Below are 15590 nucleotides of genomic sequence, written 5' to 3'. Positions count from 1 at the left end.
CAAAGCCGCCATGGCGATGAGCCACACAGAAGGGGACCACGCAGACCTGTCCGGATCTCAGCCGCCAGCGTGAACCGGAAGGCCAGATGCCAACATCGTCCGAGGCCAGGATGGTTGTGGCACGCGCACCCCAGACTTCGCAGCCCCTGCGACACAGACAATCCGCCCCTGATGGCTACGTCCGATCGTCATCGCGGGGTCGAAGGCACCATCTAGGGCAGCAATCGCCCGGTTACGATCATACGCGCCAGCGTCAATCCTTGGCGGGAACGGCCGCCAGTTCGCAATGCCCGCTTCGCCCTCGCTTCGGCCGCGCCTGCCCCCCGCCAGTACCGATCGAGCGTCTGTCCGCCACAACGTGACGGCGTCGTCTGATGGGAGCACAGCATCGACCTGAAGCGCCTCGCGGCGTGACGCGGCGCTCAGCATTCGCTGCGATGGGACTGCCTTGGTCCCCAGCGCCGATCCGCGTACCGATCCGAGAGGGACCGCCCGTTAGTCACGCCAGCTATGACGAATGAGCGCCCGGCGCCCCTGGGCGTCCTGCCTGGGCTCACACCACTAGATAACCGAGAATGGGCGAGGAATTTCAGCCGCCGTAAGAGGGACGACGCGACTATCTTCGCACCCTTCTGTGAAAGAAACGTTAAGGCTCCCGGCCCGCTGGTGCCAGACGATCCGTTAAGGCTGTCATCGACTTACATGCTTCCTCGAGGACGAGCCATTCGGGTCAACATCACTATCGTCCTACGGAAAGCCCGCCTTCGGTAGCAGACAAATGCCGGGGCGCCCACGCGTGTTCCTTGCAACCGGTCGACATACCTTCGTTCGTGACAACGACGTTGCAAGGAATCCCATGAAGATCGAAGTGCTATTTGGCAAACCGCTCAGGACTGAGGGTTCGGGTGTCCTTCGCTCGATTCTTTTGAGAACGGTCGTAGCGTCGGCTGCGTTTTTGATAAGCGGAAGAGGCGCGCGGGACGAACGGGAGAGGACCTTCGCCTCGCACTTCCATCCCGCGCCGCATTGGATCGGGCTCGGAAATGCCTCTCAGATAGATTTGGAAACCTAGGATTTAATTACCGGTGCAAGGAATATGTTCCATAATTCTCATTATGCGAATCGCGCCTGTAGAACCGTTTAGACGTCGTGCGATGACTGTCGTGTCGCCCGATTGGGTGTCGTTTAGCCCATATGATCGCACGTTGTAGCCCGAATAATCGTCGTACGATTTGCTGCGTGTTGAGGCACACCCTGCCCTCCGGCCGAGCTCGATCCTGCCCGACCGTCTCGCTGAAGCTCATCGCCTGGCAGCCCTCCGGCTCGATGCCCTTCGACAAGCTGGCGGGCACCGAGCAGAGGGCTCCGGCATGCAGGAAGGCGGACCTCGATCGACTGCCTCTCTCATGCTTCCGTCAATCTCGACACGCGGCGCATCCTTCGGGAGGGGGCAGACCAGGTTGCGTACATCGCGTCAGATCCCGCTATGCCGATCCGCCGAGCGGATGATGGGCCGCAGAGATGTGTTCTCGGCGGCTTACTGCGCGCTCGATGAGCTCTGTCCGCCCTGAAGGCAACAGAATGCCCAGCGCGCCAGAAAGAACGCGCTGGAAGGCTTGATCTCCTGCCTATCGCCGGGTCCGGCCCCTAATGGCGCGTTTCTCGCGCACCGCCTTCTGGAACCGACGGCCGACCTCTTCCATGAAGCGCAGGCTCAGGCTGCCCGAGGGAGTCAGGCTTTCGAAGTCGTACAGTTCGTCCGAGCGGACCTTGTTGTAGTCGTCGAGGACGAGGTAGCTGGGCTTCTCCAAGCTCAGGCCGACCCGGCGCTTCTCAATCTCCGGAATCTCGACGTACAGGCGCTCTCCCCTTACCTCTGGCTGGGGTTCAAGGCTCGTGAACGGGAACAGGTACAGCCAATCCCCGATCTGCATCATCAAGCAGACGCGACGTATCTTCTGGCTGCCAGTCCGCCCCCTCGCCGCCTCGTGGCCCCAGAGGTAATTGAAGCGGTAGACCTCGCCGCGGTTCATCACCGACGATCTCGCTCGGCTTCGTCGATGATCTCCTGAAAGCCGACCATCAGATTCTCGATGTCCTCGTCCGGAGCCGTATCGAGCGTGAAGGCCCTCGGCTCATGCGATCGGGCCCGATCCTTCATCCGTTCGTACTGCTCCACCGGTAGCATCACGATCTTCGCCTTGCCCCGCTTGACCAGCGACACCGGCTCCGCGAGGGCCGCATCCAAGACGTCGCCGGAACGGCGGTTCAGGTCCGAGAACGAGAATTCCTTCATGGGGAACCTCCAGTTGCATAACATACGTATGTTACGTCAATTACGCATCATTGCCAAGCCCGTTAGCTCATCGAAATCGAGGACCGGCCGGCCGCAAAGGCGGGATTTATGTCTCTTCCGCGAGCCATGTAAGCTATCTGGGTCCTGGGAGGCCCGCCTTTTGCCCCCTGCTCGTAGTCACCGGCTAAGTAGGCGGCGTTCAAGCAAAGCTTGCATGTCACGGCGACCGTCGGCGATGACCAGGATGACGACTTTGCTGCCGATGACACGGTAGATCAGGCGATACGGGTCGAGCAGAATCTGCCGAAACTCCCGAATGCCCAACGCCTCAAGCTCCTTCGGGACGCTGCCCCGGTCGGGGTAACGCTCCAGTGTGGAGATCTTCTCGAGGAATGCATTGAGCAGCGACTCGGCCGCGTCCATTGAACGATGTTCGGCAAGGTAGGTGTGAATGGCTTCGAGATCATCCTCCGCACCTTGCGTCAGCTCGACCTCAAAGCACCCTTCCATCATCGACGATCAGCCGCTTTTCCGCGTATTCTTTCGACGACAGCGCGAGCTGGCTTGGTCTTGCCTGCATCGACATCCTGATTGCCGACGGCGAGCAGCTTCAACAGGGCGAGCGTCTCTTGCGTCTGCTCAAAGGAGGCCACGTCCTGCAGCACCGCCCTGGCCTCGCCATTCTGCGTGATGACCAGAGGCTCCCGCCTCTCGGCGAGATCGAGCAGGATGTCGGCCGCATTGGCCTTCAGATAGCTGATCGGCTTGACCTGGGCCGAATATCGCATAGCTACCTCCGGTCTAAATTCGGTCCGAATATAGTCTTCCCATCCACGCGCGGCAAGAACGCAGGATGGGCAGCGTCCTCCGGAGCCGGTCATCGCATTGGACGGAGCTGCCCCCGTAATTCGACTGACCGCCGGTGCGCAGCCCAATTAGAGGTCGTAAGAGCCACGACCATCTATTGGGCTACACACCGCACTGTACGACGTTCAATCGGGCTTCCGCCCACTCAGCCTTCGCAGTCTGAAACTTGGCTTCCACGGCGGCCGCGCGCGTCTGCCACTCGGAAGACGGCACTAGACCTTCGAGCCAGTCCGCGGCTGCCAGAACGTCATCATCCCGCCAGCCCTGCCCATGCCGCTGAGCAATCCACATGATGTCTGGGTCAAAGAGGTCGGACCTTCGGTGAGATCCACGAGCTGGCTGATACTGCTTTTTGGGCGATATGTGGGCGGTAAGAGCCTCAAGCATCTTAGGCAACAGCTTCGAACCAGTCGCCCAACGCCTTGCCACGCTTAGCCGGCCGACCACGCCCAGGGCTGCGTGTGACTTTCAAACGCCCATCGTAGGGTTAGCTCGTAGCAACGAGAAAATCGGAACCGCAATGTCCATCGACGACCTTTTCAGTGAGCCACTCAAGATCACAAGCGCCGGCATCATCCTCTACGTTCTCTCCAGCCAGGTAAATTCCGAGGAGCCCGGCGCGCAGGCACTCTCAGAGTTCGGGAATGGCCTCACGATCGCTCAGGAGAACGAAGCTCTAAAGGCAGACTTGGCTCGGCTCGAGGCCGGCTGGCAGCCAAGTTGCGCCGATCTGGCAGGCACTCCGGAACTTCAAGATTGGGGAATTTTGGACACCGGAGAAGCGCTCCTCAAGGTGCTGGGCGACGTCGACGAGCCCTCTAAAATCGGCGCATCGGTAAGCAAACGTAAGCGCGTGGCAACTTCGTATATATTGGCCCGAGACACCGCCCTGACCTGGATCCGCGACCGACGTGGATTCTACAGGCTGGACGAAGCGCACTCGCTCGTTTCCACCTAAGTTGTGCGGCGTCGCGATTAAATGGCGCTTGCCCAATGATCGCCGCAAAGGCTTCGGACGTTGCCCCTCGCCTCTAATCCGGTCTGAAGTCCGTTTTGGCCCAAATTGAGGACCAGAACATGAAGCGCAGCCGCTTCTCTGAAGAGATGGGGTATTCGGTCCTCGTCGCCTGGCCGGCTTGCGGATAGGCGCCTTCGTCCTGACGATCATGGACCACCCCATGCAAGGAGAAGCGTCATGATCTATGTCGGGCTCGATGTCTCGCTGAACTCCGTCGCGATCTGTGTCGTTGACGACGCAGGCAGGATCATTCGGGAAGGAACGACCTCGGCGGATGCGCCGTCGATCGCGCACTATCTCGAGCCAATGGCCGGTCAGGTCGAACGGGTCGGCCTTGAGGCAGGACCGATCTCCGAGTGGCTGACGGCCAACCTCTTCCAGCTCGGATTGGCGACCGTGCGCGGCGACGCGGCATGTCGGCTCCTGATGACGATGCCGGGCATTGGATCGATCTCCGCGCTGGCCTTTCGATCGACCGTCGATGATCCCGAGCGCTTCATGCACTCCCGTTCTGTGGGTGCCTACCTCGGACTGACACCCCGGCGATACTAGTCGGGCGAGATCGACCGGGTCGGTCGGATAACAAAGGTCGGAGATTCCGAGACCCGGACCGCCCTCTTTGAAGCTGCCAACGTCATTCTCCGGCCCTCAACCCGATGGTCGATGCTCCATCGCGTTGCATGGATCTAGGCTGTGGTCCCGGTCCCGGCAACAGCGCAGAACTCGTAGCAGCTCGGTTCCCGGAGGCGGTTACGGAGGGGTTGGATTCGTCGCCCGACATGATCCAGAAGGCGCGCAAGCGCCTGCCACGTCTGCAATTTGTGCTTGCTGACCTTGAGACCTGGTCGAACGCGCAACCTTACGATCTGATATTCGCCAACGCCGTCCTGCAATGGATACCGGATCATGCCGGTCTCTTCGCGCGGCTGGCGCGCTACCTTGCGCCGAGTGGCATCCTCGCCGTCTAGATGCCGAATAACCTCGCGGAGCCATCCCATGTCTCATTGGCCGAGGTCGCAGCCGAGGGCCCTTGGGCGGAGCGGCTCGCCGATGCAGGCAAGGCTAAGGCACCGATTGGCTCGTTCTCCGACTACCGCCGGTGGCTCGCCAACTCCAGCTGCCAGACCGATCTCTGGCAGGCTACATATGTCCATGTCTTGGCGGGGCATCAAGCGATCGTCGACTGGTTCATGAGCACCGGTCTTAAGCCCTATATCGATCCGCTGCCGGAGGCGGAACGCGTGTTGTTCCTGGACCGCTACCGGGAGAAGATCGCGAGGGCCTATCGCGCCGAACCCGATGGTCGCGTGCTGCTGCGCTTCCCTCGCCCGTTCATCGTGGCCACGCACAGCGTTGCTTGAGAAGGTTGGCATTCCGAGAACCGTCCGGATTTCGTGCATCCCGGAATGTCCATCTCGCTCTTCACCGCTTATGGACGCGCAACTTTGACCGGCGGCGCCGGGCCAACGCGTTACAGCGCATCACTTGTTTCGCCGGATCACCAGCGGCAATCGTCCCCAACTGTCATCGCCGGGAGCTCGGCACGATTGCTGCATGCTGTGCAGGTAACATTTGCAGCCTAGTACGATTGTGGCGCTTTCACAGACGCCTAATTCTTTGCCATTTGGATGCCGAACGGGGCCACGCGATGACCACCGCCGTCAAATTTTCGCATGCAGGGAGCGCGGAAGTTCTCAAATTTGTCGACCAGCAGCTTGGCCCCCCTGGTGCGGCCCGAGTGATTAGGCCTGATGTTTGGAAGACCTATCCGCTCAGCGGGGTCGTGGAAGCGCATCCCGCGCTGGAAGGCGGCCAATCCCGGGGCGCGATCACGCTCGACCCGCGGTGAGCCAGTTCATCGATATCCTGCTTGAGGCCGGGCGCGGAGCGATCGACATCTCGCTCTATACGTTGCTCCCGATCATGGTCATCATGATGATCACTATGCGCATTTGTGCCGCGACAGGCCTGCTTGACCGCCTGATCGCGGTGACCGGTCCGGTGCTTAAGCCATTCGGGCTGGGTGGGCTGGAACTTGTCGCTATGCTACAGATCGGATTCGTCAGCTTCGTTGCGCCGATTACTACCCTGGCACTGATGGAGGACCGTGGCGAGCCCGATCGCCGGATAGCCGCGGCTTTCGCCGCAGTGATGGCAATTGCGCCTGCAAATGCAGTCTTCCCGCTGGCTACGATAGGACTCAACGCAGGCACCGTAATGCTGCTGTCGCTCGTGGGAGGCCTCATAGCCGCGACGTCGGCTTATTGGCTCTTCGGCCGCAAGCTTTCAGTAGAGCCGCGAGCTCAGACCGCGAGCGAGGCGCAGGTCACGCAGCGGGAAGGAGTCCTAAAAATAATCAACGTAGGCGGCCGCGAGGCGATCGACATCGTCATCAACATAATTCCCATGCTGCTTCTTTCGCTGGTGGTTGTCATCACTCTCCGCCGGATCGGTGCTGTGGATGCGCTGGCCGGAACGCTGGGTCCGGCGCTAGCTGGTCTCGGGATTGCGCCGTCGCTTATCCTACCCGCGATCACCAAGCTGCTAGCCGGCAGTACGGCGCTTATGGGCGTGGTCCACCAGATGCATTCGGCTGGGCAGATCGGCGCAGAGGCAATCAATGCGGGGGCGAACGCCTTGCTCCATCCGATCGACCTCCCCGGCGTTGCCATCTATGCCTCTGTCAGCCCGAGGATGGCACGCTGTGCCGTTCCCGCCGTTCTCGGGGGCGTTGTGGGGATTGTATCGCGCTGCGTGGCGGCGGGGATGCTCATTTAAGCTTGACTCAACTTGGCGATGTGGCCTGCCACGGTGCTCCATGAATAAAGATCGAGGATGCCCAAATATAGAATGCGGCGAATGCCGCCGTCTCAAACTTTGCGGACGGCCGAACGAGTAAAATGCCGCCGTCGCCGTCCGGCGTCCATGCCGGCAAGACCCGGCAAAAGCTGCCGTCCGCGACCGCGCGCCGTCGGCCAATCTCCTGATCCTATGATCCCGATTCCTGCCTTGGCGGTATCGAGCAGCGCGGCACCATCATTCGATCGCATTCGACCCCGCGCTTCTATTACTGCGCTGCATTCTCCGTCTGACAGCCGCCAGGACGGAAAAGATGCCCAGCCAGTAAACTCAAGGCATACGTGACGCTCTAGGGTCTAAACTCAACGGCCAGTTTGTGATTCAAGCAGCTCATGGGAGAGGTAATTTCCATGAGCCGCTTGTTTTGGTTGAATGGCGAGCAATGGTCGAAGATCGAGCCGTTGCTGCCGCACTATGGTAGCCCGCCTCGGGTCGATGACCGGCGCATCCTCAGCGGGATCGTTCATGTGCTTCGATGCGGCTGTCGATGGTGTGACTGCCCGTCGGAATACGGGCCCTACACGACGGTCTACAACCGCTTCAATCGCTGGTCGCGCAAGGGCATCTGGCAAAGCATCTATTCGGCCCTGACCGGAGATAGGCGCACGCACCGCCAACTTCTCGCCGACAGCACCCACATCAAGGCGCACCGCTCGGCGGCCGGCGCCGAAAAAGGGGGGAGCAATGTCAGGCGATTGGTCGCTCCCGCGGTGGTCGAACGACTAAGATCCATGCCTTGAGCGACGGCAGAGGGCGCCCTCTCGTCCTGGCTCTCACGCCCGGACAGGCGGCCGACATCAAGATGTTGCCGATCATGCTAGACGCCGCGCCGCTGGCGAACGAGCTTCTGGCCGACAAGGCTTACGACAGCGATGCGGTCCGCGAAGACCTGCTCGGACGAGGCATGCGCCCGGTCATCCCGAACAAGGACGACCGCAGGTTCTTCCACCCCTTCGACCGCAAACGCTATCGCGACGACAAGCTCGCCAGGAACTATCTGGCCGCGCTCTGCCTCGCCGCTCTCGTCGCATACTGGCTGCGTTGAGTCTCAACCCTAGATCGGCGGGCGTTTCCGGAACTCCGCGACGCAGTCCCGAAGACGAAGGTCGGGTCCTTGCCGATGCTATAGGACGAGCGGGCCGCCCCGTGAGCCCGGTAGGACCGGGAGACAAAAGCTTCCTCTTCATTGAGCGGCGGGCCCTACTGCAATGATAAGTGCTGGATCCACTCAGGCGAGGACCATCAAGCATCCGACGATAGCGCTCGCTCAACCAGTCGGCCGAGCGAGCGCGGATCTGATGAAACTGACCATTACGCCCGAGACAGGTCGACCTTGTATGTCTCTCGCGCAAAGATCAGGCTGAGTACGAAGCACGCGATGGCAATTCCAACCGGGTAATACATTCCCGAATAGATATTGCCGGTCGCGGCCACGATCGTGAAAGCGGTTGCCGGCAGGAAGCCACCAAACCATGCCGCGCTCATATGATAAGGAAACGACATGGCCGTGTAGCGGATCCTCGAGGGAAACATTTCCATCAGCGAGGTTGTCGTCGGTGCGAAAGTCATCGCTCCGAAGGTCAGCAGAAGCGACAGGAGAAGCACGATGACTGGAGCATTGATGTCCGCTGCCGCTGCGTTCCCGAGAGGATACAGCTTCTCGGTCAGCGCCGACGTCAATTCCTTGTCGAAGCGGGCTTTCTGAGCAGCTGCGTCGGGAGCATCGCCGACATATCCGATGATGACGCGATCGCCGACCCTCGCTTGGGCGATACCCGCATCGCTGGTCTTCACGGTCGAGTAGTTTAGCCCGAGCTTAGCAAGAGCATCACTCACGACGTCACAGGACGAGGTGAACTTCGAGGTTCCGAGGGGGTTGAATTGCAGAGAGCAATCGTTGCCGTTTGCGACGACTAAGATCGGATGGTTCTGCTGGGCCCTCTCCAGCGCTGGATTCCCGAAATGCGTCAGGCCTTGGAAGATAGGGATCGTCAGAACAGCCGCGAACAGGTAGCCAGCCAAGTAAACCGGCTTCCGCCCGATACGGTCAGAGAGGCTTCCAAACACCACATATAGGGGCACAGTGATCACGGTCGCGACGATCAGCAGGGTGTTCGCCGTCAACGCCTCGATCCGCAGCACTTTGGTGAGGAAGAAGAGGGAGTAAAACTGCCCCGTGTACCAGATCACGGCTTGCGCCGGCAGGATGCAGAGCGCGCCGATGATGATGGAACGAACGTAATTCCAATTGCCGAAAGCCTCGGCCAAGGGCGCCTTCGAGGCCTTGCCTTCGGCCTTCATGCGCTTGAACTCGGGAGACTCGTCGAGCTTGAGGCGGATCCATAGGGACACGCCGAGAAGTGCGATCGAAATCAGGAACGGAACGCGCCAGCCCCAATTGGTGAAGGCATCGGCTCCGATCGCGAGCCGGAGCGGGATAATCACTGCAACCGCGAGCAGAAAGCCCAGCGCCGCGGTGAGGATCACGTATGCCGTCCAGGCCGCCCTCTTGCCGGAAGGCGCATGCTCGGCCACATAGATCATGGCTCCCCCGAACTCACCGCCGAGCGCCAGGCCCTGGAGCATCCGCATGGAAATGAACAGGATGGGCGCCGTGATCCCGATGGTGGCATAGGCAGGCAACAGGCCGATGATGAACGTCGAAAGGCCCATCAGGAGGATCGTGATCAGGAAGGTGTATTTCCGTCCGACCAGATCACCCAGACGACCGAATACAAGGGCGCCGAACGGCCGCAGCATGAAGCCGGCGGCGAAGCCCAACAATGTAAAAATAAACCCTGCGGTCGGGTTGACGCCGGAGAAGAACGCCTTTGCGATCTCCGAAGCCAATAGACCGATCAGGAAGAAATCGTAAAATTCAAAAACGGTTCCAAGAGATGCAGCAACGATCACCTGCTTATCTCTCGCCGAAATTTTCTGTTTTATTGAGACGGCGTCTAGTGTCGTCATGATTTTCCTCCCACCATATCGAGTCATTGTCGATTTTTGATTGCGCTATGGACTTACCTATCTCGGGCTCGCGCATTTAGGTTCGAGATCGATCATCAAGAGCAGGTCTCGATTGCGAGGGCTGTAGCTTCCCCTCCCCCGATGCAGACCGAAGCGATGCCGCGGCGCAGCTTCGCTTCGCGAAGGGCGGCCAGAAGTGTGACGATGATCCTCGCACCGGATGCGCCGATGGGATGTCCCAGGGCACAGGCTCCGCCGTTGATGTTCACGCGTTCCGCGTTCAGGCCGAGCTCGCGCATGGCGGCCATAGGAACGACTGCGAATGCCTCGTTTATCTCGAAGAGATCCACGTCTCCGATCTGCCAGTCGATCTTCTCGATGAGATTGCGAATGGCCTGCACGGGGGCAACGGGAAAGCGGTTAGGCGCGTCGCCATGTGTAGCGTGTCCGACGACGGTCGCCAGCGGCGTCAGCCCGCGCTTGTCCGCCTCTGAGCGCCTCATCAACACGAGAGCAGCAGCACCGTCGGAGATAGAGGACGAGTTGGCGGCGGTGACCGTGCCGTCCGGGCGAAAAGCAGGTCGCAGGGTCGGAATCTTGTCGATCCGTGCTTTGCCAGGCTGCTCATCCACCGAGATGGTCTGAGCGGCAAAGCTCTTGTCCGCCGGCAACGTTACAGGCGCGATTTCCGCAGCGAAGCGTCCCTCTGCAATCGAAGCTTGTGCCCGTGTAAGGGATCGGATTGCGTACTCGTCCTGGAGCTCACGGCTGAACTGGAATTCCTCGGCGCATTGCTCGGCAAAGATGCCCATGAGGCTGCCCTTCTCATAGGCATCTTCGAGACCGTCCATGAACATGTGATCGATCGTGCGACCATGGCCCATGCGGTAGCCGGAACGCGCGCGATCGAGCAGGTAGGGCGCGTTGGTCATGCTCTCCATGCCACCGGCCACGGCGACATCGATGCTTCCGGCATGCAGCAGATCGTGTGCCAGCATCGCCGATTTCATTCCCGAACCGCACATTTTGTTCACGGTCGTGGCGCCCGCGCGAACCGGGATGTTCGCTTTGATCGCGGCTTGCCTGGCGGGAGCCTGCCCCTGCCCTGCGGTGAGCACGCACCCGAAGATCGTCTCTTCGACACTGTCGGATGTGAGCCCTGATCGCGTTATCGCCGCCTCGATCGTGTGAGCTCCGAGTTCGGACGCCCTCATCTTACTGAGGCTCCCCTGGAACGCGCCCATTGGGGTTCTGGCGGCACCGACTATGACAATCGGGTCTTTCGACATTGGAATGGCTTTCTCGCGAGGCGGTTACCGAGGTGCCATGCGCAATGCGCCATCGAGGCGAATGACTTCGCCGTTCAGCATCGCGTTCTGACAGATGTGGACGACGAGTGCGGCGTACTCGGTAGGGCGCCCAAGACGCTTGGGGAACGGGACGTTCTCCCCCAATGCGGCCTGCACCGCTTCCGGCATTGCTGCCATCATTGGCGTCTCGAAGATGCCGGGTGCGATCGTGACGACCCTGATCCCGAGTTGGGCCAACTCCCTCGCTGCGGGTAGCGTGAGCGCTGCCACAGCCCCTTTGGAAGCCGCATAGGCGGCCTGGCCGATCTGGCCGTCAAAGGCGGCGATCGAGGCGGTGTTGATGATCACGCCGCGCTCGCCGTCAGGTCCGGCCGGCTCGTTCTTTGCGATTGCTTCGGCTGCAAGCCGCAGCATGTTAAAGGTGCCTATAAGATTGATCTCGACCGCTCTCGCAAAGGTCTCGAGGCGGTGGGGTCCGTTCTTCGAGAGAATGCGTTCGCCCGGCGCGACGCCAGCGCAGTTCACCAATCCGTCGAGTCGTCCGAACCGCGACAGCGCCTCGTTCACAGCAGCGGCCGCGTCATCGGCCTTCGTGACATCTGTTCGGACGAAGGCCGCAGCCGGACCAATGTCTCGCGCGACCTTCGCTCCCGCATCTGCGTTCACATCAGCGAGAACGACCCGTGCTCCCTCGCCGACGAGTGTTCGCGCGACGCGTTCCCCAAGTCCGGAACCTGCGCCGGTAATAAGAACAACGCCGCCATCAATCTTCATATCGAAAGCCTCGGTTAGCAGAAGGAGTCAGCTTCACTCGTGGAACTGAGTGAACTGAGCGACGTCGATGCGTTCGCTGATCAGCGAGTTCTCAGGAGCGCTTTGGTGCGACTTGCCGATGGCCATCCCGGAAAGGACGACATGCGTGTCCGGGATGTTGAGCTGCTCATGGACGACGCGCCCGTACTCGCACCAGGCCTGCTGCGGACAGGTCTCCAGCCCAAATGTCCGGGCGAGGATCATGACGTTCTGCATGAACATGCCGCAATCGAGCCACGAGCCATGCAGCAGGCTCTTCTCCATGGTGAAGAAGAGCCCCATCGGAGCGCCGAAGAACTCGAAATTCCGCAGCATCGCGCGCTTGCGGCTCTCGTAATCGGAACGCTCAATTCCGTAGAGGCTGTAGAGCGCGTAGCCGACCGCCCGACGGCGCGACAGATAGGGCTCGGGCACAGGAGCCGGCGCGTAAGCATACTCATCCGACCGCTCGCCGGCCTCGGCGGCCGCGATCACGGCACGGGACAAGCGTTCACGGGTCTCGCCCACCACCACGTGAACATGCCAGGGCTGGAAGTTGGTGCCAGACGGAGCGCGAGCTGCGGCAGTAAGTATCTTCTCGATAGTGCCCCTCGAAACGGCCTCGGGCAGGAACCGGCGGATCGACCGCCGGTTCTCGATCGCGTCTATGACGGACATGCCGACGTCGAGCGCGTCGCCGGCGTCCGGAAGCGCCTTTGGTTGAATAGCCAACCGATTATCCAGCATGGTCTTCACTCGGCCGCAGCCGCGGCGAGCTGCGCTCGACGCTCCTGCCGCAGGACGAACCGCTGGATCTTGCCGCTTGCCGTCTTCGGCAACGCATCGACGAAGTGGACCGCGCGCGGATAGGCATGTGCGGCGTAGCGGACTTTCACCCAGCTCTGGATGTCCTTCGTCCGCTCCGCCGAAGGCGTTTCGCCGGCCTTCAGGACTACATAGGCTTCAAGAACTTCGCCACGCTGGAGGTCCGGCACGGCGATGATGGCGCATTCGCTGACGGCGGGATGGGTCACGATGACGGATTCGATCTCGAACGGCCCGATCCGGTATCCAGCCATGATGATCACGTCATCATCACGCGAAGAGAAAAAGTAATAGCCGTCCTGATCTTTGCGCCCGGCGTCTCCGGTCAGATACCAGCGCCCGTTACCAGCGAATTTCTCAGCGCTCTTAACCGGGTCATTCAGATAACCACTGAACCAGGCGAGTGGACTATCCTTCAGCTCGATTGCCACGCGGCCGAGTTCACCGATCTCGGCCGGCTCATCAGCGAACTCCTTCAAGACAAGGGCGGACCAGCCGGGCAGCGGAATCCCCATCGACCCGGGCTTGAGAGCGCATGCGAGGTCCGGATGGTGGTGATTGTTGAACAGCATCCCCGCCTCGGTTTGGCCGAAGTGGTCATGGACGAGGACGCCCAGGACACCGCCGGCCCACTCGTTGACTTCCGGTGTCAGCGGTTCACCGGCGCTGGACGCGCAGCGCAGTTTCGTGATCGGAGGGACTGTACCGGCGTACGCTCGCAGCGATCGATAGACGGTAGGAGCAGCCGTGAAGTTCGTGACACCGAACTTGGAAAGCACCTCGAACGTGGTTGCAGGGTCGAAGTTTGCCTGCAAAAGGATGCTCGGAACGCCGGTCGTAAACGACCCAAGAATGCCAAAGTATAGCCCATAGGCCCAGCCTGGATCGGCAGCGCACCAATAGAGATCATCCTTCGTGAGGCCGAGCCCGTATTCGGCATAGGTTTGAAATCCGGCGAGCGCCTTGGCCGGAACTGCAACGCCCTTCGGCGTCCCTGTAGTCCCTGATGTGAAAATCTGAATGACAGGCGCGTCGCCGCCGAGTGCCGCGGCTTTGAAACCCGGACGAGAGGCTTCGATGACTGCGCTGAACAAGAGCGCACCTAGTAGCATCTGGTCCACAGGTGCGGTCGTAATCACCTTCCAGGGCGCCGAAGCAGGAATATCTTCACCTGGCACCAGTTTGGCCTGTTGCGATTCATCGCAAATCACGATCTTGGCTTCGCTGTTGCTCAGCCTGAATGCGATCGCCGGCGGCGCAAAGGCGGTGAAGATCGGGACGTGAACAGCCCCCAACCTCCAGATTCCCATGAGGGAAACGAGATACTCGACGCTCTTTCCCATGAGCGTCGCGACGCGATCGCCGGGCCTTACGCCGAGTTCGTACAGTGACGCGGCAAATTGCTCGGAGCGCTTCCGGAGATCGCCATAGGTCAAATCAAACGACGACATATCAGCGGAAACGACTTTGTAGGCGATTGCCTCCGCAGGCCGGCTGTCGCAAAGCTCCGTCGCGACGCTGAGGTTGGGCGCACTATAAAGGCGCACGAGTTCGTGCACGCGCGCGAGCGCTGACGCGTAATCAACTGCCATCTCGGCCACTCCCGGTGATCTGGTTTTTTTTAAGCGCCCCTCGGCCGAAGCCTGGGTACCTGCGTGAGCCTCCGGCGTTCGGGGCGTCGTTCACAGCAGGGCTTGGATTAAGCGATTTTCATAATCTCAATTCTCCCCCTGAGGCGAGGCTAATCGCCGGCATTGCCGCCTTGATCGCGGTTCTTTATGTCTTTCTAGGTAGGTATGTAGAATCCTAATTCTACTTATGTCAAGCGCCTTGATGCCAGGTCGTAAATGGGCCATAGGCGCGTCCAGGTGCACCTAGATTGGAGCGTTCTATGTGGTTGGATTCTGCGAGGAACTGCCGATAGAACCATTCAAAGTCGGCAATGCGGACGATCAACTTCAAGGCAGAACTGAACGATGGACTCCAGATGAATCCTACCCAGCAGTCCGCGCGAAGAAACCGCAATGCCCCTGCGACCAACGAGAAGCGCATAGCAATACTGCGTGCGGCTCGTGATCTCGTGACGAGAGTCGGCTTCCGGGAAGCGCAGATGAATGCCGTCGCTGAGGAAGCAGGCGTTGCGCTCGCAACGCTTTACAGGAATTTTGCCTCGAAGGCCGAACTCATGGTCGAGGTCGTCGGCATTGTGTCTCAGCGCGAGGTGGACGCGGCGGCCGGGATGGCGGTTAGCGACGGATCTGCCGCCGAGCGCCTATGGGCTGCAGCGTGGGTCTTCGCCAGCCGAGCGCTTCGCGGCCGCCGACTTGCGCATGCTTTGGTGGCCGAGCCCGTCGAGCCCGAAATCGAGACTGCGCGCCTCGTATATCGGCGCAAGCTGGCCCGCGTGTTTGAGACAGTGATCGATCATGGCATTCGAACTGAGGAGTTTCCTCTCCAGGACCCACAAGCCTCGGCGGCTTGCATCGTCGGCTCACTTTTTGAGGGCCTGGTAGGACCGCTTGCACTCGACGGCCATCGGACTGACGCCGACCGCGAAGCCCACGCCAAGTCTATAGTTACCTTTTGCCTTCGCGGTGTCGGTCATGCCGGAGCCGTACCAGCAGCCTGAGTGCAATCGCGTCTGGTCCATTGC

General features: G+C 60.6%; 16 protein-coding genes and 1 pseudogene. 8 read left to right on the top strand and 9 right to left on the bottom strand.

The features are described from left to right. Positions 1 to 1628: 1628 nt before the first annotated feature. The 4 genes from ACQKLX_RS21160 to ACQKLX_RS21145 all read right to left on the bottom strand — a co-directional run bounded on the left by ACQKLX_RS21160 (position 1629) and on the right by ACQKLX_RS21145 (position 3084). Positions 1629 to 2033, bottom strand: a complete 405-nt coding sequence (locus ACQKLX_RS21160; RefSeq protein WP_427363532.1) for a hypothetical protein — start codon at positions 2031 to 2033, stop codon at positions 1629 to 1631. Then, the gene (locus tag ACQKLX_RS21155; protein WP_427363531.1) at positions 2033 to 2296 is read right to left on the bottom strand and encodes a type II toxin-antitoxin system Phd/YefM family antitoxin; all 264 of its coding nucleotides are present in this window, start codon (positions 2294 to 2296) and stop codon (positions 2033 to 2035) included. The genes ACQKLX_RS21160 and ACQKLX_RS21155 overlap by 1 nt, the downstream gene beginning before the upstream one ends. Before the next feature lie 177 nt (positions 2297 to 2473). Further along, positions 2474 to 2806: a type II toxin-antitoxin system RelE/ParE family toxin gene (locus tag ACQKLX_RS21150; protein WP_427363530.1), complete on the bottom strand. Its 333-nt coding sequence runs from the start codon at positions 2804 to 2806 to the stop codon at positions 2474 to 2476. After that, positions 2806 to 3084, bottom strand: a complete 279-nt coding sequence (locus ACQKLX_RS21145; RefSeq protein WP_427363529.1) for a type II toxin-antitoxin system Phd/YefM family antitoxin — start codon at positions 3082 to 3084, stop codon at positions 2806 to 2808. The genes ACQKLX_RS21150 and ACQKLX_RS21145 overlap by 1 nt, the downstream gene beginning before the upstream one ends. Positions 3085 to 3683: 599 nt before the next feature. Here ACQKLX_RS21145 and ACQKLX_RS21140 point away from each other — a divergent pair. The 7 genes and pseudogenes from ACQKLX_RS21140 to ACQKLX_RS21110 all read left to right on the top strand — a co-directional run bounded on the left by ACQKLX_RS21140 (position 3684) and on the right by ACQKLX_RS21110 (position 8085). Further along, positions 3684 to 4121 (top strand): hypothetical protein, encoded by a 438-nt coding sequence (locus tag ACQKLX_RS21140; RefSeq protein WP_427363528.1) that lies wholly within the window; start codon positions 3684 to 3686, stop codon positions 4119 to 4121. A 456-nt stretch (positions 4122 to 4577) separates the two neighbouring features. Beyond that, positions 4578 to 4823, top strand: a pseudogene (locus tag ACQKLX_RS21135) (transposase); the annotation flags it as partial. A 14-nt stretch (positions 4824 to 4837) separates the two neighbouring features. Next, complete coding sequence (locus tag ACQKLX_RS21130; protein ID WP_427363527.1) at positions 4838 to 5149, top strand: class I SAM-dependent methyltransferase; 312 nt, start codon at positions 4838 to 4840, stop codon at positions 5147 to 5149. 36 nt (positions 5150 to 5185) lie between these two features. Continuing rightward, a complete protein-coding gene (locus tag ACQKLX_RS21125) occupies positions 5186 to 5542 on the top strand; it encodes a hypothetical protein (RefSeq protein ID WP_427363526.1) in 357 nt (118 codons plus the stop codon). Between the two features lie 287 nt (positions 5543 to 5829). Beyond that, entirely contained in the window at positions 5830 to 6030 is a 201-nt protein-coding gene (locus tag ACQKLX_RS21120; RefSeq protein WP_427363525.1) for a hypothetical protein, read from the top strand. Next, positions 6027 to 6959: a nucleoside recognition domain-containing protein gene (locus ACQKLX_RS21115; protein ID WP_427363524.1), complete on the top strand. Its 933-nt coding sequence runs from the start codon at positions 6027 to 6029 to the stop codon at positions 6957 to 6959. Before ACQKLX_RS21120 ends, ACQKLX_RS21115 begins: the two co-directional genes overlap by 4 nt. Positions 6960 to 7390: 431 nt before the next feature. Further along, positions 7391 to 8085 (top strand): IS5 family transposase gene (locus ACQKLX_RS21110; RefSeq protein WP_427363523.1). Its coding sequence is split into 2 segments (ribosomal slippage): positions 7391 to 7708 and positions 7711 to 8085, totalling 693 coding nucleotides; the frame shifts between segments, so codons are not numbered across the junction. Positions 8086 to 8351: 266 nt separating this feature from the next. On the opposite strand, the gene ACQKLX_RS21105 is transcribed toward ACQKLX_RS21110, so the two are convergent. The 5 genes from ACQKLX_RS21105 to ACQKLX_RS21085 all read right to left on the bottom strand — a co-directional run bounded on the left by ACQKLX_RS21105 (position 8352) and on the right by ACQKLX_RS21085 (position 14529). After that, a complete protein-coding gene (locus ACQKLX_RS21105; RefSeq protein ID WP_427363522.1) occupies positions 8352 to 10010 on the bottom strand; it encodes an MFS transporter in 1659 nt (552 codons plus the stop codon). Between the two features lie 95 nt (positions 10011 to 10105). Further along, positions 10106 to 11299 carry an acetyl-CoA C-acyltransferase gene (locus ACQKLX_RS21100; RefSeq protein ID WP_427363521.1) on the bottom strand — a complete coding sequence of 398 codons (1194 nt, stop codon included), beginning with the start codon at positions 11297 to 11299 and terminating at the stop codon, positions 10106 to 10108. A 24-nt stretch (positions 11300 to 11323) separates the two neighbouring features. Continuing rightward, complete coding sequence (locus ACQKLX_RS21095; RefSeq protein WP_427363520.1) at positions 11324 to 12094, bottom strand: SDR family NAD(P)-dependent oxidoreductase; 771 nt, start codon at positions 12092 to 12094, stop codon at positions 11324 to 11326. A gap of 33 nt (positions 12095 to 12127) precedes the next feature. Beyond that, a complete protein-coding gene (locus ACQKLX_RS21090; RefSeq protein WP_427363628.1) occupies positions 12128 to 12859 on the bottom strand; it encodes a nitroreductase in 732 nt (243 codons plus the stop codon). A gap of 5 nt (positions 12860 to 12864) precedes the next feature. After that, positions 12865 to 14529, bottom strand: coding sequence for an AMP-binding protein (locus ACQKLX_RS21085; protein WP_427363519.1), 1665 nt, complete (start codon positions 14527 to 14529; stop codon positions 12865 to 12867). 350 nt (positions 14530 to 14879) lie between these two features. Between ACQKLX_RS21085 and ACQKLX_RS21080 the strand changes: the two genes are divergently transcribed. Continuing rightward, positions 14880 to 15566, top strand: a complete 687-nt coding sequence (locus ACQKLX_RS21080; RefSeq protein WP_427363518.1) for a TetR/AcrR family transcriptional regulator — start codon at positions 14880 to 14882, stop codon at positions 15564 to 15566. Positions 15567 to 15590: the final 24 nt, after the last annotated feature.

This window comes from Allobosea sp. NPDC003192 (genome assembly GCF_050275675.1).
GTDB lineage: Bacteria > Pseudomonadota > Alphaproteobacteria > Rhizobiales > Beijerinckiaceae > Allobosea.
This window is presented reverse-complemented; position numbering and strand designations above follow the sequence as displayed.